Source organism: Streptomyces sp. MBT53 (assembly GCF_016654115.1).
GTDB lineage: Bacteria > Actinomycetota > Actinomycetes > Streptomycetales > Streptomycetaceae > Streptomyces.
This window is the reverse complement of record NZ_JAEQAZ010000016.1, coordinates 19968-43189: the sequence shown is the minus strand read 5'-3', so window position 1 is coordinate 43189 and position 23222 is coordinate 19968. Positions and strand designations below refer to the sequence as shown.

The window sequence follows — 23222 nt, the reverse complement described above, 5'->3', positions numbered from 1 at the left end:
CCTGCTTCACCACGGCCACACGTTCGCGCCTGCCCTGCCCCGCAAGAAGTCGCAAATATCCCTTATGCCGACACCCAACACCCCTTATGTCATGGCCTGGTACACGAGGTTGCGCAACTGGCGGCGGATCGGCGTGCGGTGCCTGCCCCAGGTGACGACCTGGGTGCAGAAGACCGCCGTGACCCCGTCGACCGGGTCCACGAAGAAGTGGGTGTTGGCCGCGCCGGACCAGCCGAACTCCCCCTTGTTGCCGAACGAACCCGCGCCCACGGGGTCGGTCATGACATAGAAGCCCAGCCCGAAGCCGCAGCCCCGGTGCTCGTCGTCGGGGTACAGCCCGAAGGAGTTGATCTCGGCGCCGCCGGGCAGGTGGTTGGCGGTCATGTGCGCGAGGGTCCGGGGGCCGAGCAGCCGCTCGCCGTCGAGTTCGCCGCCGCGGACGAGCATGGCCGCGAAGCGGTGGTAGTCCTCCAGCGTCGCCACCAGTCCGGGGACACCGCTGCCGGACGGGAACGGCGCCGACTCGCGGAAGGTGGGCCGCAGTTCCTCGTTCACGGCGAGCCGGCCCGACTCGGGGTCCGGGCTGTAGACCTCGGCCAGGTCCGGCACCCGCTCGGGCGCGAGCGTGAACGTCGTGTCGGTCATCCCGAGCGGGCCGAGCACATCGGACTCGATGAAGGTGTCGAGGCTCTCGCCGCTCACCACCTCGATGATCCGGCCCAGGACGTCGACGCCGAGGGAGTAGTTCCAGGCGGTGCCCGGTTCGAACAGCAGCGGCAGGGCGCCGACGTCGGCGCACGTCTGCTGGAGTGTGGCGCCGGGCAGCGGCAGTACGTCCTGGCCGGCCTGGCGGTACAGCGCGTCCACCGGGTTCATGTGGGCCAGCCCCAGGGTCAGGCCGGCGGTGTGCGAGAGCAGGTGGCGCACGGTCACCGGGTGGGCGGCCGGGCGCACCCGCACACTCCCCGGTGACCCGCCGTCGTAGACCCGCATGTCCGCGAACTCGGGGATGTACGCGCTGACCGGGTCGTCGAGTCCGAGCAGTCCGCGCTCCACCAGCATCATGACGGCGACGGACGTCACCGGTTTGGTCATGGAGTAGAGGCGCCACAGGGTTCCCGGCTCGACCGGCAACCCCGCTTCGAGGTCGCGGAGTCCGCCGCCCGCCGCGTACACGGGTTCTCCGTCGCGGGCCACGAGCGCCGACCAGCCGGGGATGACCCCGAGTTCGGTCTGCCGGTCGAAGAACTCGGCGATACGGCCGAGCCGTTCGGCGCTGAAGCCGGACCGCTCCGGGGGCTTGATGACGCCGAGACCGTCGGCGAACTGCTGCATGTGGGCCTCCGTGTACGGGAGTTGGCGGGTCAAGGGGTGGCGGGAGCTGCGGTCTGCACCCCGGCCGCCGCCAACAGCTTTCTGGTGTAGGGGTGTTGGGCGTCGGCGTAGACCTCCTCGGTCGTGCCGTGCTCCACGACGTCACCGCGGTACAGGACGACGATCCGCTGGGCGAGGTGTCGTACCACCGCGAGGTCGTGGGAGATGAACAGGTAGCTGACGCCCGTCTCCCGCTGGAGGCCGGTGAAGAGGTTCAGAACCTGGGCCTGGACCGACAGATCGAGCGCGCTGACCGGCTCGTCGCACACGATGAGCTTCGGCGCCATCACCAGGGCCCGGGCGATGGCGATCCGCTGCCGCTGGCCGCCGGAGAACTGGCGCGGGTAGCGGTCGGCCGCCTCTGCGGGGAGCCCGACCAACTCCAGTACCTCCCTTACCCGTTGCTGGACCACGGACCGCTCGTCGCGCGAGTGCACCAGGAGCGGTTCGGCCAGGGTCTGGCCCACGGTCAGTGCCGGGTTGAGCGAGCCGTTGGGGTCCTGGAAGACGGCCTGGACGCTCTTGCTCAGCTCCCTGCGCCGGGCGCCGCCGGCATGGGTGATGTCCTCGCCGTCGAACCGGATCGTGCCCTGGGTGACGGCCGTCAGCCCGAGCACGGCACGGCCCAGCGTGGACTTGCCGGAGCCGGACTCGCCGACCAGCGCGACGGTCTCACCGGGCCGGATGTCCAGGGACACGTCCCGGATGGCAGGGGTGCCCTTGCCACGGCGGTGGTACGACACCGAGAGGCCGCGGATGTCGAGCAGGGGCCGGTCGGTCGCGCTCACCCCAGCGCTGTCGGCAGCTTTCGTGCTCACGAGGACACCTCCAGCAGTTCTTCGCCCAGTTCTTCGCCGACCAGGACGCAGCGGGCGACGCCCTGGTCGTCGGGTCGGGTCAGGGCGATCGGGGCCTCGGTGCAGCGGGCGACCCGGTCGGGGCAGCGGTCGGCGAAGTGGCAGCCGACGGGCCACTGGCCCGGGGGCGGCACGGTGCCGGGGATGGTGGGGATGGGCTCGCCGACCGTGGCCAGGCGCGGGTTCGCGGCGAGCAGCTTGCGGGTGTACGGGTGCAGCGGTGCCGTCATGACGCGCTCCGTCGGACCGGCTTCGACGACCTGGCCGGCGTACATGACCAGGGCGGTGTCGCAGGCCTCCGCGATGACGTCCCAGTCGTGGCTGATCATCAGCAGGGCCATGCCGGTGTCCCGCTGGATGGTGCGCAGCAGTTGGACGATCTCGCGCTGGACGGTGACGTCGAGCGCGGTGGTCGGTTCGTCGGCGACGAGGATGCGCGGGCGTCCGGCCAGCGCGACGGCGATGGAGACGCGCTGTGCCATACCGCCGGAGATCTGCGACGGGCGGAGCTTCAACACCCGGTCGGGGTCGGGGAGTTGGACCTGTGCGAGCAGTTCGCGTGCACGGAGGGTGGCTTCCTTGCGGGACAGTTTCTCGTGGGTGCGGACCGCCTCGCGCAGCAGCTGGCCGATGGTGAAGAGGGGGTCGAGGCCGACCATGGGTTCCTGCGAGATGAAGGCGATGGTGCCGCCGCGCAGTTCCCGCCACTGGGCCGGACCGTACGGGCCGACGTCGGCGCCGTCGATCTCGACCGTGCCCGAGGAGACCCGGGCGCCGTTCGGCAGCAGGCCGAGCAGGGCCAGTCCGGTCATGGACTTGCCGCAGCCGGACTCGCCGACCAGACCCACCGTGCGGCCCTGCCCCACGGCCAGGCTGACATCGCTGATCAGCTCGACCTCGCCGTGCTCGGTCTCCGCGGTGACGGTCACCTTGGTGAGCCGTACGACGGGATCCGGTTCCGCCAGCAGCCAGGCGTCGTCGGACTCCGGTGCCGCGGCGGTGGCCACCGGAGCAGCAACTGCCTTACGGCGACGGGTCGTTGGCGCATGGGACGTGCCGGACCAGCGTTCGGCGAGCGTGTCGCGCAGGCCGTCGCCGAGGACGATCAGCGCGGCGGCCGTGACGGCGACGAGGCCGCCGGTCGGGATGGCCAGCCAGAGGCTCTGGTTGAGGGTCTGCGCGGCGTCGGCCATCATGCCGCCCCAGGACGGGGCGGGCGGCTTCACGCCGAGGCCGATGGCGTTCAGGCCGGCCGCGATGAGCAGGGTGTTCGCGCAGGCCAGGGCCGCGTTGACCAGGATCAGGCCGGTGATCCGGGGCAGGACGTGGCGGCGGGCCACGCGCCAGGTGCCGAGTCCGGAGACCCGTGCGGCGGCGACGTAGGTCTCGCGGCCGACCGTGAGGGACGCGGACCGGACGACCCGCATCATGCCGGGTACCGACAGCAGGCCGATCACGATCATGGCCGCGGTCATGCTCTGCGAGAACAGGGCCAGCACGATCAGCAGCAGGATGATGCCGGGGATCGACATCACCACGTCGGCGAGTCGCATCAGCACCGCGTCGATACGGCCCCGGCGCAGACCGGCGACCAGGCCGAGCGGGACGGCGATCACCAGGGTGATCAGTACGGCGATCGCGATCTCGCGGAACGTGTCCGCGCCGCCGTACATCAGCCGCGACAGCACATCGCGGCCGAGGCGGTCGGTGCCCAGCAGGTGCTTCGCGCTGGGGCCGCTCAGTGCGGCGGCGAAGTCCGCCTGCTGAGGCGGGTAGGGCGCGAGCCAGTTGGCGCCGAACGACGCGATCAGCTCCAGGACCAGGATCACGGCCGGGACCGTGATCCGTGGCCGGCCCAACGCGCGCCGGAGGAAGGGGACTTGGGGTGTGCTCATGCGGCGACCGCCTGTGGGTTGAGCCAGCCGATGGCGAGGTCGAGCAGGAGATTGAGTCCGACAACGATGAGGGTGAAGTACACCGCCACTCCCTGGATCACCGGAATGTCGCCGCTGGACGCGGCCGTGACCGCCGCGCTGCCGAGGCCGGGCAGGCCGAAGAGTTCCTCGATCACCACGGCCGAGCCGAGGAGTCCGATGAGGTTGTTGCCCGCCACCGTGAGGACGGTGACGGAGACGTGCCGCAGCGAGTGCTTGAAGAGGATCGAGCGCTCGCTGACGCCGTTGGCGCGCAGGTTCCGTACGAAGTCGCGGCCCAGTACGTCGGCGAACTGCTCGCGCGTCTGCTTGGCGATCACCGTGACCAGGGCGAAGGCCAGGGCGGCCACCGGCAGCACCAGTGAACGCGCCCAGCCGCCGGCGGACGTCCCGAAGAACACGTAACCGTTCGCGGGCAGCAGGTCGAACCGGGTGTTGAAGACCCAGATGCCCAGCAGGCCGACCCAGAAGGCGGGAATGGTCATGCCCGCGATAGACGCGCTGTCCGCGGCGAGCCGGGTGGTGCGCCCGCCACGCACGCTCGCCATGCCCAGGACGACCCCGACGACCAGTGCGAGCAGGGTGGTCGCGATCACCAAGGAGAGGGTCACCCCCAACCGGGTGTTGAGGGTGCCCGAGACCGATTCGTTGTTGCTGATCGAGCGGCCGAGGTCGCCGTGGACCGCGTCCTTGAGCCAGGCCCAGTAGCGCTCCCAGACCGGCTGGTCGAGGTGGAGGCGGTGTCGCAGCGCGGCGATCGCCTGGGGTGAGGCGGTCAGGCCGCCGATGGACCGGGCGGCGTCACCCGGGATGAACAGCTGGAGGAAGAAGGTGAGCGCCGAGACGAAGAGCAGCAGGGGTACAGCCTGCACGATCCGCATTCCGCTGGTTCGCCACATGACTGGGTGCCTTTCTGGGGAGGGTCACTTCGCGGCGTACAGGGACGTCAGGTCCGGGGTGAGGTTGGTGGCCGAGAGGTCGATGCCCTTCAGACCGAGCCGGGCGTAGACGATCTTCTCCATGGAGACCATGGGGATCGTCCAGGACAGGTCGGACAGCCGCTGTTCGAACTTCTGCCAGCCCTGCTCCTGGAGTGCGGCGGAAGGTGCGGAGGCCGCCGCGCTGTAGAGCGTGTCGAGCTGCTTGTCGCTGACCTTGAGCGGGTTGCCCCAGCTGTAGAGGAGGTCGTTGCCCTGGGCGTAGGGCGGGGCGATGCCGGCGCCGTAGTCGAACATCATCGCCGGGAACTTCGCGTAGGTGGAGAACAGCTCGTTGACGTTGGCCGGGACGTTGATCTTGACGTTGATGCCGATGTTCGCCATCTCCGCGGCGAAGGCCTCCGCGGCCTGGGACTCCCCCACGCCTGTGAGGTTCACCGTGATGGACATGCTGAAGCCGTTGGGGTAGCCGGCCGCCGCCAGGAGCTTCTTGGCCTTGGCGACGTCGTAGGGGTACTTGCCTTCGCTGCCCTGGGTGTAGCCGCTCGTATTGGCGAGCACGGGGTAGTCCCAGCCCTTGGCGTACGAGCCGTAGAGGGCCTTGGCGATGGAGTCGCGGTTGATGCCGTACATCATGGCCTGCCGTACTCGCAGGTCACCGAGGGCCTTGACCATGGTGCCCGCCCGGTCCTGGATCATCAGCTGCATGATCGAGTAGGGGCTCGAAAGGACCTGGAATCCGGCGGACTTGGCGCCCTTGGCGGTGGTGGAGTCGCCGAGCGCGTAGTCGACCTCGCCGGAGCGGAAGGCGCTGAGCGTGGTGTTCGTGTCCTTGATGACCTTGACGACGACCTTTTTCCAGTGCACCCGCGACTTGTCGTAGTACGTGGGGTTGGGGACGTAGGTGTAGGTCTGGCCGGAGACGGTCTGGGAGCTGTCGATCATGTACGGTCCGGCGCCGTGGGTGGTGGTGCCCAGTTCGCTCGTCCTGCTGAGGCCGGTGGGGCTGATGATCTCTCCGGTGGTCGGTCTGGAGAGGTAGAGCGGCAGCAGCGGGTCGGACGTCTTGAGGTGGATACGGAGGGAGAGCGGGGAAGTGACGTCGATCGATCCGACGGGGGCGAGGTCGGCCGCCAGTGGGCCGCCGGCCTTGGCGTAGTACTCGAGCGACTTCTTCACGCCGTCGGCGGTGAGCGCGGAGCCGTCGTTGAACTTCACACCGGAGCGCAGGGTGAGGTCGAAGGTCTTGCTGCCGGAGCCGACGAAGCCCCATGTGGTCGCGAGGGCGGGGGTGTACTTGCCGTTCGGGGCCTGACGGATCAACGTGTCGTACGCCAGTTCGAAAAAGTACTGCTGTGGGTCGGAGGAACCGCCCAGAGCCGGGTTGAGGCTGTTGGGCGCGATGGCCGAGGCGACCGTCAGGACGCTGGGGTCCTGGGCCTTCGCGGGAGTGGACGAGGTGCTGCTTCCACCGCCGCACGCGGTGGTCAGCAGCGCCAGTCCGGCGGCACCGGCCGTGACGGTGAGAGTGAGACGCGAACGAGACATCTGAACCTCCGGCGTTGAGGCATCGAACGGGAACGCGGGGTTCACCGGGCGTGGGGAGGAAGGCCACCGTCGTGGTGACCGCTCCGTTGCGTGAGTCCGCGGGGATGGAGGGGCGGCGGGACGATCTCGCCGTACGGCTGCGTACGGCGGCGTCCGGAAACCGCGGAGCGTGTCCCGGCTGGACGGGGAACACGCGAACCGTGCTGTTGAGAGCTGCAGGCCTAGGAGTGAAACCGCTGTTCGGCCCCCTCTTGTGGAGGTCGGGCCGAGCAGGGGGTGGGGCCCCGCGGATCGGAGTTCGCCCATTATTCGGTCGGCCGCCGCATTCCCGGAAAGACTCCAGTCCGCTGAACGGACCGCGACACATATCGGGCCGCCCCGGAACCTCACCTTGAGGACCGATATGGGTGCCTCTGCCCGGCGCGCGGCGGCGCGGAGGTCGCGGCTCGTGCCGGTCGGGAGGCAGCGGGTGGTGCCGAGGCGGCTCGGCGCCCCCGGGAAACCCCCAACTCCCCTGCCCCGTACGGGAGCTGCGCTAATCTCACGTCACACGCACCACGCGAGAGACACAGGGTTCCCATGCCAGTCGAGTACCGCGGTCGGTCCGAAACGATGGCCTATGCGGCGGCGGGGATGGAACCGCCGCCCGAGGTCCCGTTGCGGAAGAGCGATCCCCGGCAGGCGGGCCCGTACCGCTTGCTGTCGGTGCTGGGCAGCGGCGGGATGGGCCGGGTCTATCTGGGCCGCGACACCACCGGCGGCACCGGCCCGGCCGCCGTGAAGGTGATCCGTCCCGAGTACGCGGAGGACCCGCAGTTCCGCAGGCGCTTCGAGCGCGAGGTCGGCGCCCTGGACAGCATCCGAGGGGCGCACATCGTACGGCTGCTGGGCAGCGGCTGCGACGAAGACCTGGTCTGGGTGGCCACCGAGTACATACCCGGGCCCACGCTGGACCAGCTGGTCGACGCGCGCGGGCCGGTCGAGGCGGCGGCGGCCTGGCGGCTGATGGGCGACGTGGGACGGGCGATCGAGGCGATCTGGCGCGCCGGGCTCGTGCACCGCGACCTCAAGCCGTCCAACGTCATCCTCGGTGCCGACGGCGCCCGCGTCATCGACTTCGGTGTCGTCCAGGCCACCGACGGCACCTCGATCACCGCCACCGGCCAGAACGTCGGCACCCCCGCCTACATGTCCCCGGAGCAGGTCCGCGGCCAGGAGGTGACCGCCGCCTCGGACGTCTTCTCGCTGGCCTCCACGCTCACCTACGCGGTCGCCGGAGAGGCCCCGTTCGGCGAGGGCACCGGCGTCGACGTGCTGCACCGGGTGGCCTTCGACCCGCCCCGGGAGGACACCCTCGACAAGGTGGCCGCCGTCGACACGGACCTGGCCGCGTTCATCCGCGTCTGCCTCGACAAGGACCCCGAGCAACGGCCGTCACCCGAAGCCGTGTTCAGGACCGCCATCGGGCATCAGCTCTCCGGACCGGTCGGCGACCCGCCCGCTGCGGCTCCCAGGCGCGCGGCCTCCCCCGGCGTCCGTCCCGACGCGACGCCCCCGGAACGTCCCGCCGAGCCCGGCACGCCCCAAGTCGCCCCCGGGAAACGGGGGTTCTCGCCCGGGAAACGCGGAAAACTGGTCGTGGGTGCCGTCGCCGCGGCTGCCGTCCTGGTCGCCGGCAGCATCACCGCGACACTGCTGCTGCACCACGGCGACGGCGGGACGGCGGCCGGTGCCGGGCCGGAGGCGTCCTCGGCGGCCGCCGCACCGGGGAACTCGCCCTCGGCGCCGAGCAGTTCACCGGCCTCGGACGCGACCCTGCCGGGGACGGGGAACGTGGCGTCGCAGAGCCCGACGAAGGCACCGGCCACCCACGATCCCGCGACCCTCGACATCCGGATCGCCTCCTGCGTCGCTGAGATCGCGTCCCACTCCCACGGCGACTGTGTCAAGGCCCTCCAACTCCTCCTCGCCGGTTACGGGTTGCACGTCACCGTCGACGGCGACTACGGGGAGGCGACGAGCGACGCGGTGAAGGCGTTCCAGACCGAGGCCGGAACCGCCCCGAGCGGGACGGTCGACGCGCCGACCATGAAGCTGCTGTACGGCACGGAGCGCGGGCCGGTCAGGACCGGTTCGGTGACCGTCACCGAGAGCGTGCACGCCGTCGATGTCGCCCGGTGTCTCGACGCCCGCGTCGCCGCGGTGCAGGTGTGGGGGTGCAACGGCACGGCGGCCCAGAAGTGGGCGCTGTACCGCGTGCCCGGCCACGCGTCCCAGTACCTCGTCGTCAATCAGGGCAGCCACGCGTGCCTGGACGCCGACGCCGACACCGTCGGCCAGAACTTCTCGAAGATCCGGGCCAGGAGCTGCGACGGGCTGAGCGCGCAACGGTGGCAACTGGGCAGCGCCGGGACCCTGGTGAGCGCCCCGGACGGTTTCTGTCTGGACGCGGAGGCCGACGAGTCGGGGCAGGACGGTCAGCCGGTCCAGACCTTCGGCTGCGCGGGCAGCTCCAACCAGGTCTGGAACTGGCACTCCTGACACACCGTCAAAAACCCTCTGTGGTCAGGCGTCCCCGTACGCCTCGCCGCCGAGCTCCAGCGCCGCCGTCCCCGCCGTGGCATCGGCGAGCCACGCCCTGAAGGCGTCCACATCGGCGTCCGGGAGCCCGATCTCGATGGTCACCGCCTCGCCGTAACGCACGTCCCGGACCTCGCGTCCGGTGGCGCGCAGGTCGTTCTGGATCTTGCCGGCCCGCTGGTGGTCGACGGTCACCGTGGCGAGCCGGAAGCGGCGGCGGGTGAGCGTGCCGAGGGTGTCGAGGGCTTCGCCGACCGAGCCGCCGTAGGCCCTGATGAGGCCGCCCGCGCCGAGCTTCACACCGCCGTAGTAGCGGGTGACGACGGCGACGACGTACCGCATGTCGCGGCGCAGCAGCATCTGGAGCATGGGGACACCGGCCGTGCCGCCGGGTTCGCCGTCGTCGCTCGCCTTCTGGATCGCGGCGTCGGCGCCGATGACGTAGGCGAAGCAGTTGTGCGTGGCGTCGGCGTGCTCCTTGCGTACGCGGGCCACGAAGTCCTGCGCCTCCCGCTCGGTGGCCGCCGGGGCGAGGGCGCACAGAAAACGGGAGCGGTTGACCTCGGTCTCGTGCACACCCGGGCGGGCCACTGTGCGGTACTCGTCCTGCATCCGGCCAGCCTATGCGCAGGATCAGGGGTCGCCCCCGGTCCGGGTGCGGGTGACGATGTGGTGGATACTCGCTGCTCGTTGCCCCGGTGGCGGGCACGGTGGTCCGATCTCAGGGAGTTCTCAGCATGACCGGCGCGCAGGTGGACCCGACACAGAGCGCGGAGTCCGGCGGTTCGGAGACCGCCGCCGAGCGCTGCCGGGCCTGGCTGCTGGAGGGGCTGAGCGAGCAGAGCGCCCGGCATCCGGGACCGCACGCCACACCGAACCCGGAGCACGAGGGGCACCGCTGGTGGCGGGTCATGTGTCTGACCGGCGTCGACTACTTCTCCACCCTCGGCTACCAGCCGGGGATCGCCGCACTCGCCGCCGGACTGCTGTCGCCGCTGGCGACCGTCGTGCTCATCGGGCTGACGCTGCTCGGGGCGCTGCCGGTCTACCGGCGGGTCGCGCACGAGAGCCCGCACGGCGAGGGCTCGATCGCCATGCTGGAACGGCTGCTGCCGTGGTGGTCGGGGAAGATCTTCGTCCTGGTGCTGCTGGGCTTCGCGGCGACCGACTTCATGATCACGGTCACCCTGTCGGCGGCGGACGCGGCGGCGCACGTCGTGGAGAACCCCTTCGCGCCGGGCTGGATGCACGGCGGCAACACCTGGATCACGCTCGTGCTGGTCGGCGCGCTGGGCGCGGTCTTCCTCAAGGGGTTCCGGGAGGCCATCGGGATCGCCGTGGTGCTGGTGGGCGTGTATCTCACGCTCAACCTTGTGGTGCTGGCAGTGTCCGCCTGGGAAGTGCTGAGTCATCCCGTGAAGATCGGCGACTGGACCGACGCGATGACGGCCGCGCACTCCTCACCGCTCGCGATGGTCGGGGTCGCGCTGCTCGTCTTCCCGAAACTCGCGCTCGGCATGTCCGGCTTCGAGACGGGCGTGGCGGTGATGCCGCAGGTCAAGGGCGACCCGACGGACACCTGGGAGAAGCCCACCGGCCGCATCCGCGAGACCCGCAAGCTGCTCACCACGGCCGCCGTGATCATGTCCGGTTTCCTGCTGCTGTCCAGCCTGGCGACGACCATCCTCATCCCGCAGAGCGCCTTCAAGACGGGCGGCCCGGCGAACGGCCGCGCCCTCGCCTATCTCGCGCACGAGCATCTGGGCCAGGTCTTCGGCACGTTCTACGACGTCTCGACGATCGCGATCCTGTGGTTCGCGGGCGCCTCCGCACTCGCCGGGCTGCTGAACCTCGTCCCCCGCTATCTGCCGCGCTACGGCATGGCGCCCGAGTGGACGCGGGCGGTGCGCCCTCTGGTGCTCGTGTTCATGGTGACGGCCGTGCTGATCACGCTCTGGTTCCACGCGAGCGTCGACGCGCAGAGCGGCGCGTACGCGACCGGTGTGCTGGTGCTGATGCTCTCGGCTGCCTTCGCCTCCACGGTCACCGTGCACAAGCGGGGGCATCGGAAGGCGACGCTCGGGTTCGGCACGATCACCGCCGTGTTCGCGTACACGCTGGTCGCGAATGTCGTCGAACGGCCCGACGGCATCAAGATCGCCGGGATCTTCATCGTGCTGATCCTGGCGACGTCGTTCGGTTCGCGCATCCACCGCGCCTTCGAACTCCGCGCCGCCGAGGTCACGTTCGACGACACGGCGGCCCGTTTCATCGACGAGGCGGCCCGCTCCGGCCCCCTGCGGCTGATCGCCAACGAGCCGCAGGAGCACAGCAGTCGGGAGTACCGCGCCAAGGAGTACAGCCAGCGCGAGGAGACCCACATCCCGGACCGCGGCCCCGTGCTCTTCCTCGAGGTGCTCCTGCACGACTCCTCGGACTTCTCGGCGGACATCACGGTCCACGGCGAGAAGAAGTACGGGGTACGCCGACTGCGCGTCGTGGGTCCCACGGTGCCCAACGCGATCGCCGCCGTCCTGCTCTCCCTGCGCGACCGCACCGGCAAGGTCCCGCACGCCTACTTCACCTGGACCGAGGGCAATCCGGTCAGCCATCTCATCCGCTTCCTCGTCTTCGGCGACGGCGAGGTCGCCCCCGTCACCCGCGAGGTGCTGCGCCGCGCGGAACCGGACCCGGAGCGACGGCCCCGCGTCCACGTCGGCTGACCGCGGTGAGAGTCCTTGTGATCGGCGGCAGCGGCTTCCTGGGCACGGAACTCGTACGCGGGGCGAGCGCGGCGGGCTGGGCAACGACGGCGACGTACTGCTCGGCGCGCCCCGACACCGTGCCGCCGGATGTCTCGTGGCACCGGCTCGACCTCCGCACGAACGCCCAACTCGACGATCTCCTGGCCGAGTCGGAACCCGACGCGATCATCAACGCGACCAGCGGACAGAGCGACTGGGCGGTCACTGCCGACGGTTCGGTCCGCGTGGCGATGGCTGCGGCACGCCACGGCCGGCGCCTGGTCCATGTCTCCAGCGACGCCGTGTTCTCCGGTTCCCGCGTCTCCTACGACGAGTCGTGCCTGCCCGACCCGGTCACCCCGTACGGCGCTGCGAAGGCCGCCGCCGAGACCGCCGTACGCCTTCTGACACCGGCCGCCGCGGTCGCGCGCACCTCGCTGATCATCGGCGACGGCGGCTCCGCGCACGAGCGCATGGTGCGTGAACTGGCCGCCGGTACCCGCGAAGGCGTCCTGTTCACCGATGTCGTCCGCTGCCCGGTCCACGTCGAGGATCTGGCCGCCGCCCTGCTGGAGCTCGCCTGCTCCGACATGGCCGGGCTGTTCCATCTCGCCGGCCCGGACGCCCTCAGCCGCCACGACCTCGGTGTGCTCATCGCCCGACGCGACGGACTCGACGCGAGCCGGCTTCCCGCCGGGCGGCGAGAGGGCATGCCCATGGCCCTCGACGTCCGCCTGGACAGCCGAGCGACACAGGAGCGGCTGGGCACGCGGCTGCGCGGAGCGCGGGAGTTCCTCCAACTCCCTTAGAAGCGGGGCTACTTCTTCTTGCCCCTCGGCACGGTCAGGCCCGTCAGCAGGGCCGTGCCCGGGGCGAGATCCTGCCAGGTGCGGCCGTGCCAGGCCAGGACCGCGATCGCCGAGGTCGGGAACTTCACGCGGACCTCGTCGAGCGTGTCGTCGAGACCGTCACCGGCGAGTTCGAGGACCAGTTCCTCCAGGCCGGGGTTGTGCCCGACGACGAGCAACGTCTCGACCTCGTGCGGCACTTGGTGAACGGCGTCGAGCAGGTCCGCGACATCGGCCGCGTAGAGGCGTGGTTCGTACCGCACCGGCGGCGGGGTGCCCCACTCGGCCGAGGCCAACTCCCAGGTCCGGCGCGCCCGTACGGCCGTGGAGCACAGCGCGAGGTCCGGCAGGGAGTCCGTCTCGGCGAGCGCGATCCCGGCGGCCGGGGCGTCACGGAAACCGCGCGGGGCGAGGGGCCGCAGGTGGTCGGGAACGCCCGCGGGCCAGGCCGACTTGGCGTGCCGCAGCACCACAAGCCGGCGCAGCGGGCGGGCCCCGGAACGGGCGTTCACGCCAACGACCCGATGTCACGGGTGAGTTCGAGCCCGAGCAGCCGGTCGGCGTAGGCGTACGTCTCGAAGCGGGCGCCGTCCGGCAGGTCGGGCCAGGTCTCCACGCGCCGCAACACCCCCAGCACGGCAGGCACGTTCAGGTCGTTCTCCCAGGCGCTCCGCAGCTCGGCGCGCACCTCGTCGGGCACCGGCCGCGAGGGCCGCCGCGCCCAGTCGGCGACCGACCCGCGCCAGTGCGCCAGGGTCCGCCGCGCCTCGTCGAGGTCCGCCGCGTCGAGCCGTCCCGGCAGGTCCCGGGCCTGTGAGAGCAGGGCGAGACGGAGCGCGCCCGGGTCGGAGAGGTCCGGGGCAGCGGTCGTGGAAGACTCGACGGGCGCTACGGCGACCAGGACTCCCCCGGGTGTCGCCTCGCTCCCGGCGGCCACGTGGAGGACTTGGGCCTCGCCGAGTCCGGAGCCGAGGTCTCCGCCGTCCTCGAACGGGCGGATGCCCAACGCACCTGCGGCGGCACGGAGTTCGGCCTGCTCGTGGTCGCCTGTGAGCAGGGCCCACACGGGTGTGCCGCCGAGTTCGAGGGCGCGCACGAGGAGGTCGGCGACGAGGAGGACACGTAGTGCCGTGGGATCCAGGCCCGACGCATGCGCCTCGACCCTGGTCAGGCCACGGCGGGCGGGGGCGGCTTCGGTGGAGTCGCCGGTTCGGGCGTCGATGATGCGCAGCACGGCCCGAGCGTAGGCGGGTGGAGGGCCGTACGCACGCATGTTCGCTCTCTTCCGGCCGGAGTCGCGGGGTTCACCCCGGGCTGTCCGGCACATGGATCCGCACCTGGTCCAGGGTCGTGACGGCCGCCGTCTCGGCCAACAGGTCGGCCACGCGCGGCAGAAACGAACGCAGCCGTCGCTCGTCGTCCACGATGATCACCAGGCAGGGCCCGTGATCGCGGAGGTGCCGGACCTTGGGGTCGCCCGCGCCGAACCCCGTCACGCCGTGGAAGACGCTCGCTCCGGCGAGGCCCTCGCGGTGGGCGCGGTGGACGAGTTCGGCGTAGGCCGGCCTGTGGTGCCAGAGCGCGGCCGCGTCGAGGTGGACGGTGAGACGTGCGGCGAGCGGGTCGGGCGCGGGCATCGGGCACCCCCTGCCGTGGGGACTGTCCCGACGGTACTGCGCGGGTCGGCAAGGGGGAACGCGGTCAGCGGGCGAGCAGGTCCCGGAGTGCCTTGGCCACGTCGGCGGGCGCCTCCTCCGCCATGAAGTGGCCGCAGGTCACGGTGGAGTGCCGTAGGTCCGGTGCCCAGTCGCCCCACAGGGCCGCCGCGTCGAAGCCGAGCGCGGCGCCCCAGTCCTGCTGGAGCACGGCGACCGGCATCCGCAGCCGGTTTCCGGCGTCCCGGTCGGCCTGGTCGTGGGCGAGGTCGACGCCGGCGGACGCGCGGTAGTCGGCGACGATCGAGGGAACCGCGGCGCGGCAGGCGTTCAGGTAGGCGGTGCGGACGTCGGCGGGGATCGCCTGTGGGTCGTCGGTCCAGAGGTCGAGGAAGTGGCCGAAGAACGCGTCGGGCGCGGCGGCGATCAACTCCTCGGGCAGGCCCGGGGGTTGGGCCATCAGGTAGAGGTGGAAGCCGACGGCGGCGGTGACGCCGTGCATCACGTCCCACATGTCGAGGGTCGGGAGTACGTCGAGACACGCGAGGTGGGTGACGGTGTCCGGGTGGTCGAGTCCGGCGCGGAAGGCGACGAGGGCGCCGCGGTCGTGCCCGGCGAGGGCGAAGCGGTCGTGGCCGAGGGCGTGGGCGAGGGTCACGATGTCGTCGGCCATGGTGCGCTTGGCGTAGCTGCCGTCGGTCTCGGCGGGCTTGTCGCTCGCGCCGTAGCCGCGCAGGTCGGGGCAGATGACGGTGTGGTCGGCCGCGAGGTCGGCGGCGACATGGCGCCACATGAGGTGGGTCTGCGGAAAACCGTGCAGCAGCACGACCGGGCTGCCCGAACCGGACACGGCCGCGTTCAGGGACACGCCGTCCGCGACGGGAACGCGGTGGTAGGTGAAACCCGGGATGGTCGGTGGCATGGTGCGCCCTGCTTTCGTGCATGTGCGAGTGGTGTCTTCGAGCGTGCCGCCCTCCGATGAGCAACGAGTGAGCGCGCTACCGTGACCTGGGGCGATGCCCCGGAAAGGGTGATCGGTGATGGAGGTCGCGTTCGGGGTGCTGGGGCCGGTGACGGCCTGGGACGGTGCCGGGGACGTGATCGCGCTGAGGGGGCCTCGGCACCGGGCGGTGCTGGCCCGGCTGCTGGTGGCCCGGCGCCGGGTCGTCCCGGTCGGACGGCTGGTCGAGGATCTGTGGGCGGGCCGGGAGGAGCCGCCCGCCGACGCGGTGGGCGCGGTGCGTACCTTCGTCGCCGCGCTGCGCCGGGCCCTGGAACCGGAGCGCCCGCCGCGCGCTCCGGCCCGGCTGCTGGTCACCGAGGGGCCGGGGTACGCGCTGCGGGCCGCGCCGGATGCCGTGGACGCCTGGCGCTTCGAGCGGGCGGTGACCGCGGCCGGGGCGCTGCCGGAGGAGCGGGCGCTGGCCCACCTGGAGGAGGCGCTCGGCTGGTGGCGGGGCCCGGCCTACGCCGACTTCGGCGCCGAGACCTGGGCCCGCACGGAACGCTCCCGCCTCGCCGAGCTGCGCCTGCACGCCGTCGAACGCCGGGCCGAGACCCAACTCGCCCTGGGCCGGGCCGCGGAGGCGGTACCGGACCTGGACGCACACGCGGCCGAACACCCGTGGCGCGAGAACGCCTGGCGACTGCTGGCACTGTCCCTGTACCGCACCGGCCGCCAGGGCGACGCGCTCGCGGTACTGCGCCGGGCCCGCACCCTCCTCGTGGAACAACTCGGCGCGGACCCGGGCCCGGCCCTGCGCCGCCTGGAGTCGGACATCCTCGCGCAGGCTCAGCACCTCGACGCCGGGCCTGGCGGTTCGCGGGGACGGGCGCAGGTGACCAGTAGCCCGCGCGAACACAGCCGGTCGCCGGCGGACAGCGGTCCCGCCGAGCAGGTTTGGGCAGCCGCCACCGCCGCCTACGACCGGACCGTGGCGGCCGGTGCACGGGTGCGGCTGGAGTCGACGGTGGGGCTGTTGCGGGATCTCGCGGTGACCGGTGGCGGCGGGCTGGAGGCGTCCCGCGGGCATCGGCTCGCGGCGATCGCGGCGGCGGCCGAGCTGGGCGACCCGGAACTCACCGCCCGGGTGATCGGCGCCTACGACGTCCCCGCGATCTGGACCCGTGTCGACGACCCCCAGTTGGCGGCGGAGACCGTGGCAGCCGCCGAGCGCACCCTTGCCGTGCTCCCGCCGGACGCCCATCTCGCGGTGCGGGCCCGGCTGTTGGCCACGGTCGCGCTGGAGTCACGGGGCACGCGTTCCGCGCGCGGACCCCAGGCCGCCCGGCAGGCGGAGGACATCGCCCGCAGGCTCAACGACCCCGCGCTCCTGGCCTTCGCCCTCAACGGGGTGTTCATGCAGACCTTCCAGCACGCCGGTCTGGCCCGGCAACGGGACGGGATCGGGGCCGAGTTGGTCGCCCTGTCCGCTCGGCACGGCCTTGTCACCCACGAAGTGCTCGGCCATCTCGTCCGGCTCCAGGCTCGTAGCGCGCTCGCGGACTTCGCCGGAGCGGACCTGCACGTGGCAGCCGCCGAGCAGCTGGCGGAGCGTCATGAACTGCCGCTGGTGGGCGTGTTCACCCAGTGGTACCGGGCGCTGCGGCTCGCCGAGACCGACAGCGCGCGGCCGGAGGACGTGGAGGTGGCCTACCGGGACGCGGCGCTACGGCTGGACGGAGCCGGCATGCCCGGGCTGGAGCGCGGGCTGCTGCCGCTGGCCCTGCTGTGTCTGCGCCTGCGGCACGGGCGACCCGCCCGGACCGACGAGCACATCGACTGGGGGCCGTACGAACCGTGGGCCCGGCCGCTCGTGTCGCTGGCCCAGGGGCGGCCCGACGACGCCCGGGCCGCGCTGCGTTCGCTCCCGGAGCCGCCGCGCGACCTGTTGTACGAGGCGCTGTGGTGCCTGGCCGCGCGGGCGGCGATCGACGTGGGCGACCGGGACATGATGGAGCGCGCACACACCGAACTGGCGCCCGCCGCGGCCGAGTTGGCCGGGGCGGGCAGCGGCCTGGTCACCCTGGGCCCCGTCGCGCGGTACCTCGACGATCTCGCCGGCGCGCTACGGGGCCCTCGGTGACCGGGAGTCGGCGTCAGTCGCCGACCTGGACCACCGTCGTCGCCCCGGCGCGGACCGTCGGTGTCGCGTAGGTGTAGGTCACTCCGTGGACCGTCTTGACCCGCACGTGCTGCTGGACGCCGTTGACCTTGATCTTCTTGTGGACGCCGGCGAAGCGGGCCTCCCAACTGTATGAGCCCTTGCGGGAGTTGTTCGTCAGCGTGGTCTTCGTGGCGCCGTCGTGCCGCACGGTGACCGTGCCCGTGCCGATGGGGACGTCCGCAGCCTGGAGCCACTTCATACCGGTCGGCAGCTGCGACTGGGTGGTCACCTTGTGGTCCGGTGCGTCCGGTGTGATGCCCATCAGGCCCTGGATGGTCTGGCTGACCAAGGTGAACGACACCTCGGGGTAGTCGCCGTTGGGGCCCTGGCTGGAGTTGATGTGCTGGGTCTCCCGCTCGCCGTAGATCTTCTGCATCCACTGCCAGGCGGTGTCGGGGCGGTTGTTCTTGAAGAACATGTCGGGGAGATACGTCGTGGACTCGATGTTGGGTGAGCCCTGCGGTCCCAGTTCCTGCTGCTGGATGTAGTCGAGGTAGGCGTCGTTGCGCGGGCCGGGGTCGATGATCTGCTTCATCGGCATGAAGACGCTGTTCTCCTTGCCCCAGCCGGTGACCGGGGTGCCGGAGACGGTGTAGGCGCGGACCATGTCGGCGCCGCTGCCGGTGCCGCTCCAGGTGTCGTTGAAGTACGTCTTCAGGTCGGCGGCCTTCTTGTCGTAGGTCTTCGCCAGCTTGGTGTCGCCCCTGCCGCGGGCGAGGACGGACATCGCCAGGTAGGCCTGGTACTCGGAGGCGATGGTGTCGCCGGCCTCGGCGAGGTCGTCGCCGTCCTGTTCGTTGTAGCTGGCGGCGCCCGCGAAGATGCCCTGGCCGGTGCCCTCGGCGACCTTGACCTTGCCGTTGTCCTTGGCGGAGTTGTGCAGGTCGATGAACTGCTCGGTGGCGTGCCGGTAGAAGTTCCACAGCACCGGGTCGTCGACGTATCTGCGGTCGCCGGTCCACTGGTAGGCGAGGGCGGCCTTCTCGACGAGTTCGAAGACGGCGGGCACCTCGCGCACGAAGTTGTCCGGGCTCTTGTAGTCGATGCTGAGGTAGGTCTTGGCGTCGAAGTTGAGGGACCAGACGGGGAAGTACTTGCTCTCGGCGGTGGCCGACGCCGCGTACGAGCGGAGCATCGTCTCGTTCTCGGTGTCGAGGCCGATGAGGTGGGCGCCGGCGAGCTGGTGGGTCATGTCGCGGGAGTAGTAGGCGCTGCGGTTGGCGTATCCGGCCCAGTAGGTGGGCTCGTAGGTCGCGGTTCCGGTGCCGCCGGTCTGGTACTCGTCGACGTTGACCGGGCCCACCGTGCCGGGCAGTTGGACCCAGCTGTTGGCCTTCTTCTGCGCCCAGGCGAACATCTCGACCACCGAGGGGTCGGACGAGGTGACCTCGGGGTCGGCGGGCGCGGCGGGCGAGATCATCAGGTCGTCGGCGTTGACCCAGGAGGTTCCGGAGCCGAACTCGATCTGCAGCTGGTCACCGGTCCTCAGCTTGACGTCGCTGATGGTGTAGCGGGCGTACCCGGGGTGCTGCGGCAGGGTGATGGTCTCCACGGTCACGCCGTTGCGCCGGACCGTGTACGTCCCGCCGGTGCCGGCGCTGCCGATCCACGCGGAGAAGTCGTAACTCCCGTCGCGGGGCGCGACGATGGTCGTCTGCCCGCTCTTGCCGGCTCCGGAGTCGAGGTAGAGGAAGCGCTGGCCGCCGTGTCTGTTGCCGGTGCCCACGCCGGCGCCCGAGGTGAAGGTCCAGCCCACGCCGCCGTTCTCGAACCCGGGGTCGGGGATGGCGAGTTGCGGGCGGGGTGCGGCGGACGCGGTGGCCGACAGAGCGGGAGCCATCGGTGCGAGCAGGGCAACAGCGGTGAGCAGCATGAGCCTTGAGGGCTTCATCGGGTCTCCCGGGTCTTCGGTCACTGCGGGATGGGCGCCGCGTGGTGGCCGGAAAGCTAGCAGGGGCCGAAGTGGCGATTCAATGGTCATGCGTAAGAAACATGGAAGACATGCAGTTTCGCTGCTATGTTGCGTGGGAGGTTGGATTGAAAGTTTTCAGTCCACTGTTGCAAGTCGGGGTGGAGGGAACCGTATGAAGGTCGGCATCACCGAGGTCGCGGACCGGGCGCAGGTGAGCGAGGCCACGGTCAGCCGGGTCATCAACCGGCGCCAGGGCGTGTCCCGCAGGACCCGCGAGGCCGTCGAGCAGGCGATGGCCGACCTCGGCTACGAGCGGCAGACACGGGGGCAACTCGTCGCGGTGGTCACGGAGTTGGTCTCCAACCCGTTCTTCGCCGATGTCGCCGAGCGGATCGAGTCGGTGCTCGCCCCGCACGGTCTGAAGACGGTGCTGTGCCCGTGCTTCCCGGGCGGGGTCCAGGAGTTGGACTTCGTGACCTCCCTCGCGGACCGGGGTGTGGCCGCCGTGGTCTTCCTCTCGGCGAGCAACACGATCGAGGGCGCGGATCCGCAGGCGTACGAACTCCTCACCTCCCGCAGGATCCCGTTCGTGGGGATCAACGGCCGGTTCGAGGGCGTGAGCGAGGCACCCGTCTTCTCCACCGACGATCTGCTCGCCGCCGAACTCGCCGTGGACCACCTCTACCGGCTCGGTCACCGCCGTATCGGCATGGCCTCGGGCCCGGTCGGCAACCGCCCGGCCGACCGGCGGGTCAGCGGCTTCGTCTCCTCGCTCGCCAAGCGCGGGGTCGAGGACGCGGAGCAGTGGGTGGTCCGGCAGTCGTACACGGTGGAGGGTGGTCAGTCGGCCGCGATCTCGCTGCTCGGCCGGGGCGCGACGGCGATCGTCGCCGCCAGCGACTACATGGCGCTCGGGGCGATCCGCGGTGCGCGCCGGCAGGGGTACGACGTGCCGGGCGATGTGTCGGTCGTGGGCTACGACGGCTCCATGATCATGGATTTCGTCGACCCGCCGCTCACCACGGTCCGTCAGCCGGCCGACCGGCTGGCCTCGGAGGCGGGCCGCAGTGTCCTCGCCCTGGTCGGCAACCGTGATGTCCCCGTCGGCGAGCTGCTCTTCGATCCCGAGCTGGTGATCCGCGCGAGCACGGCGGCGCCGAAGGCGTGAACTCCCTTGCTCGTCCGGACCATTGACCTAGAGGTCGGATCTATGGACACTCCACTCCGGAGATCGGACCACCAATCGGCCGCAACTCCGTTCATTCATCGGGTGTTTGGCGATTCATGAATGCTCCGGAGGGGCTATGTCTCGGTCTCGGTTCGTTTTTGTAGGGGTGGCGCTCGCGCTGCTCGTGGGCGGTGGGGGTCCTGTCGCCGCGGCGTCGGGGGCGACGCCCGCGCCGGCGGTGGTGAGAGTCGACGCGTACGGCGCCGACCCGACGGGCCGGACGGACTCCACGCCCGCCGTCGTCGCGGCGCTGCGGCACGCGAAGAAGGTCGATCACGACCGGCCGGTCAGGATCGTCTTCTCCAAGGGGACCTATCAGCTCTACCCCGAGCGGGCCGAGACGCGTGAGCTGTATGTCTCCAACACCGTTGGCGCCGACCAGCGTTACCGCGACAAGAAGATCGGCCTGCTGATCGAGGACATGCACGACGTCACCGTCGACGGCGGCGGGGCGAAGCTCGTCTACCACGGTCTGCAGACGGCGTTCGCGTCGATCCGCTCGACGGATGTGACCTTCCAGAACTTCTCGTTCGACTACGCGGCCCCCGAGGTCATCGACGCGACCGTCGCGACCGCCGGTGTCAACGACGGGCACGCCTACCGCGTCCTGTCGATCCCGGCCGGCAGCCCGTACCAGGTGAACGGCACGCACATCACCTGGCTCGGCGAGAAGAGCCCGGCCACCGGACAGCCGTACTGGCAGGGCGAGGACGGGCTCCAGTACACCCAGATCCACGACCCGAAGGCGCAGAAGACCTGGCGCGGCGACAACCCGCTCTTCAACGACGTCTCCAAGGTCACCGACCTCGGCAACCGCAAGATCCGGATCGACTACACGACCGCGGCACAACCGTCGGATTCCGGTCTCGTCTACCAGATGCGGCTCATCGAGCGCACGGAGCCGGGCGCCTTCATCTGGCAGTCCAAGAACGTCACGATGCGCTCGATGAACGCCTACTACCTCCAGTCCTTCGGTGTGGTGGGGCAGTTCAGCGAGAACATCACCATCGACAAGGTGAACTTCGCGCCCGATCCCAAGTCCGGCCGCTCGACGGCCTCGTTCGCGGACTTCGTGCAGATGTCCGGCGTCAAGGGCAAGGTCTCCATCACCCGGAGCCTCTTCGACGGCCCGCACGACGACCCGATCAACATCCACGGCACCTACCTCGAAGTCGTCGGACAGCCGGGCCCGAACACCCTCACCCTCGCCTACGAGCACCCGCAGACCGCCGGGTTCCCGCAGTTCGCCCCGGGTGACGAGGTCGAGTTCACCGACAAGCGGACGATGAAGTCGCTGACACCGGCGCACGCGAAGGTGACGGCGGTCGACGGGCCCAGCGGCATGGACCACTCCAAGTCCCTGACCACGATGACCGTTTCCTTCGACCGGCCGGTCCCCGCCGGGGTCGAGATCGACGGCACGGTCGTCGAGAACATCACGGCCACCCCGTCGGTCGTGATCACCGGCAACACGTTCCGCAATGTGCCCACGCGCGGCATCCTGGTCACCACCCGCAAGCCCGTCCTGATCGCCGGCAACAGCTTCGACGCGATGTCGATGGCGAGCATCTACGTCTCGGCCGACGCCTACCAGTGGTACGAGTCCGGCCCGGTCGCCGACCTCACGATCCGCGACAACTCCTTCACCCGCCCCACAGGTCCGGTGATCTTCGTCGAGCCCACCAACCAGGTCGTCGACCCGGCGAACCCGGTGCACCACAACATCAAGGTCGAGCACAACTCCTTCGACATCGGCGACGTGACGGTCGTCAACGCCAAGAGCGTCGGCGGCTTCACCTTCATCGGCAACACGGTCCGCCGCCTGGCCACCCCGGACGAGCCGCCGTACACCTCGCCGCTGTTCGTCTTCCACGGCAGTACGGGGATCAAGATCGCCCACAACCACTACGCCCAGGGCCTCAACACCTCGGTGGTCTCCGACTGAGGGAATCCCCGCCCGCCGTGCGCCGTTGTGCCACGCGTCAGACTCCGCACGCACACCAAGGAGGCCGAGCGTGTACGGCGACTCAGCAACGGTCCGCAAGATCCTCACCGAGTCCGGTGACACCTGGGCGGTCGTGGGCCTGTCCTCGAACCGGTCCCGCGCGGCGTACGGCGTCGCGGAGGTGCTGCAGCGCTTCGGCAAGCGCGTCGTCCCCGTCCATCCCAAGGCGGAGACGGTGCACGGCGAGCAGGGGTACGCCTCGCTCGCGGACATCCCCTTCGAGGTCGACGTCGTCGACGTGTTCGTCAACAGCGACCTCGCCGGGGCGGTCGCGGACGAGGCGGTCGCCAAGGGCGCGAAGGCGGTCTGGTTCCAGCTCGGTGTGATCGACGAGGCCGCGTACGAGCGGACCCGGGCAGCGGGCCTGGAGATGGTGATGGACCGCTGCCCGGCGATCGAGATCCCGAGGCTCGGCCGCGGCTGAGCTCGGCA

18 protein-coding genes are annotated in these 23222 nt (G+C 70.8%); 7 read left to right on the top strand and 11 right to left on the bottom strand.

Annotated elements, in window-relative coordinates:
- Positions 1–84: 84 nt before the first annotated feature.
- From JHN45_RS08870 to JHN45_RS08850, 5 genes are read right to left on the bottom strand one after another with little or no spacing between them, the layout of a single operon-like run.
- Positions 85–1335 (bottom strand): serine hydrolase, encoded by a 1251-nt coding sequence (locus JHN45_RS08870; protein WP_201048609.1) that lies wholly within the window; start codon positions 1333–1335, stop codon positions 85–87.
- 29 nt (positions 1336–1364) lie between these two features.
- Complete coding sequence (locus tag JHN45_RS08865; protein WP_201048608.1) at positions 1365–2192, bottom strand: ABC transporter ATP-binding protein; 828 nt, start codon at positions 2190–2192, stop codon at positions 1365–1367.
- The gene (locus JHN45_RS08860) at positions 2189–4126 is read right to left on the bottom strand and encodes a dipeptide/oligopeptide/nickel ABC transporter permease/ATP-binding protein (protein WP_236583503.1); all 1938 of its coding nucleotides are present in this window, start codon (positions 4124–4126) and stop codon (positions 2189–2191) included. The genes JHN45_RS08865 and JHN45_RS08860 overlap by 4 nt, the downstream gene beginning before the upstream one ends.
- Entirely contained in the window at positions 4123–5046 is a 924-nt protein-coding gene (locus tag JHN45_RS08855; protein ID WP_200711115.1) for an ABC transporter permease, read from the bottom strand. The genes JHN45_RS08860 and JHN45_RS08855 overlap by 4 nt, the downstream gene beginning before the upstream one ends.
- A 42-nt stretch (positions 5047–5088) precedes the next feature.
- Complete coding sequence (locus JHN45_RS08850; protein ID WP_201048607.1) at positions 5089–6651, bottom strand: ABC transporter substrate-binding protein; 1563 nt, start codon at positions 6649–6651, stop codon at positions 5089–5091.
- 579 nt (positions 6652–7230) lie between these two features.
- On the opposite strand from JHN45_RS08850, the gene JHN45_RS08845 reads away from it, so the two are divergent.
- Entirely contained in the window at positions 7231–9192 is a 1962-nt protein-coding gene (locus tag JHN45_RS08845) for a protein kinase (RefSeq protein WP_236583502.1), read from the top strand.
- 24 nt (positions 9193–9216) lie between these two features.
- Here the strand turns inward: JHN45_RS08845 and JHN45_RS08840 are convergent, their stop codons facing one another.
- On the bottom strand, positions 9217–9843 hold the full coding sequence (locus JHN45_RS08840; protein ID WP_201048606.1) for a YigZ family protein: 627 nt from the start codon (positions 9841–9843) through the stop codon (positions 9217–9219).
- Positions 9844–9968: 125 nt separating this feature from the next.
- Here JHN45_RS08840 and JHN45_RS08835 point away from each other — a divergent pair, with 125 nt between their 5' ends.
- Together JHN45_RS08835 and JHN45_RS08830 are read left to right on the top strand one after the other, a co-directional pair.
- Positions 9969–11954, top strand: a complete 1986-nt coding sequence (locus JHN45_RS08835; RefSeq protein WP_200711088.1) for an amino acid transporter — start codon at positions 9969–9971, stop codon at positions 11952–11954.
- Between the two features lie 5 nt (positions 11955–11959).
- The gene (locus JHN45_RS08830) at positions 11960–12784 is read left to right on the top strand and encodes a sugar nucleotide-binding protein (protein WP_201048605.1); all 825 of its coding nucleotides are present in this window, start codon (positions 11960–11962) and stop codon (positions 12782–12784) included.
- A gap of 8 nt (positions 12785–12792) precedes the next feature.
- Here JHN45_RS08830 and JHN45_RS08825 read toward each other — a convergent pair whose 3' ends face one another.
- The 4 genes from JHN45_RS08825 to JHN45_RS08810 form a co-directional block, all read right to left on the bottom strand.
- Complete coding sequence (locus tag JHN45_RS08825; protein ID WP_201048604.1) at positions 12793–13335, bottom strand: histidine phosphatase family protein; 543 nt, start codon at positions 13333–13335, stop codon at positions 12793–12795.
- The gene (locus tag JHN45_RS08820) at positions 13332–14096 is read right to left on the bottom strand and encodes a hypothetical protein (RefSeq protein WP_201048603.1); all 765 of its coding nucleotides are present in this window, start codon (positions 14094–14096) and stop codon (positions 13332–13334) included. Before JHN45_RS08820 ends, JHN45_RS08825 begins: the two co-directional genes overlap by 4 nt.
- 31 nt (positions 14097–14127) lie before the next feature.
- Positions 14128–14460 carry a DUF190 domain-containing protein gene (locus JHN45_RS08815; RefSeq protein WP_201048602.1) on the bottom strand — a complete coding sequence of 111 codons (333 nt, stop codon included), beginning with the start codon at positions 14458–14460 and terminating at the stop codon, positions 14128–14130.
- Between the two features lie 64 nt (positions 14461–14524).
- Positions 14525–15400, bottom strand: coding sequence for an alpha/beta fold hydrolase (locus tag JHN45_RS08810; protein WP_201048601.1), 876 nt, complete (start codon positions 15398–15400; stop codon positions 14525–14527).
- Positions 15401–15518: 118 nt separating this feature from the next.
- On the opposite strand from JHN45_RS08810, the gene JHN45_RS08805 reads away from it, so the two are divergent.
- The gene (locus JHN45_RS08805) at positions 15519–17564 is read left to right on the top strand and encodes an AfsR/SARP family transcriptional regulator (RefSeq protein ID WP_201048600.1); all 2046 of its coding nucleotides are present in this window, start codon (positions 15519–15521) and stop codon (positions 17562–17564) included.
- A 13-nt stretch (positions 17565–17577) separates the two neighbouring features.
- Here JHN45_RS08805 and JHN45_RS08800 read toward each other — a convergent pair whose 3' ends face one another.
- Positions 17578–19536: a hypothetical protein gene (locus JHN45_RS08800; RefSeq protein WP_236583501.1), complete on the bottom strand. Its 1959-nt coding sequence runs from the start codon at positions 19534–19536 to the stop codon at positions 17578–17580.
- Between the two features lie 193 nt (positions 19537–19729).
- Here JHN45_RS08800 and JHN45_RS08795 point away from each other — a divergent pair, with 193 nt between their 5' ends.
- From JHN45_RS08795 to JHN45_RS08785, 3 genes are all read left to right on the top strand, one after another.
- Complete coding sequence (locus tag JHN45_RS08795; RefSeq protein WP_200711095.1) at positions 19730–20725, top strand: LacI family DNA-binding transcriptional regulator; 996 nt, start codon at positions 19730–19732, stop codon at positions 20723–20725.
- A 136-nt stretch (positions 20726–20861) separates the two neighbouring features.
- Positions 20862–22730, top strand: a complete 1869-nt coding sequence (locus JHN45_RS08790) for a right-handed parallel beta-helix repeat-containing protein (protein ID WP_201048599.1) — start codon at positions 20862–20864, stop codon at positions 22728–22730.
- A 70-nt stretch (positions 22731–22800) separates the two neighbouring features.
- Positions 22801–23214: a CoA-binding protein gene (locus JHN45_RS08785; RefSeq protein WP_200711097.1), complete on the top strand. Its 414-nt coding sequence runs from the start codon at positions 22801–22803 to the stop codon at positions 23212–23214.
- The last annotated feature ends 8 nt before the right edge of the window (positions 23215–23222 follow it).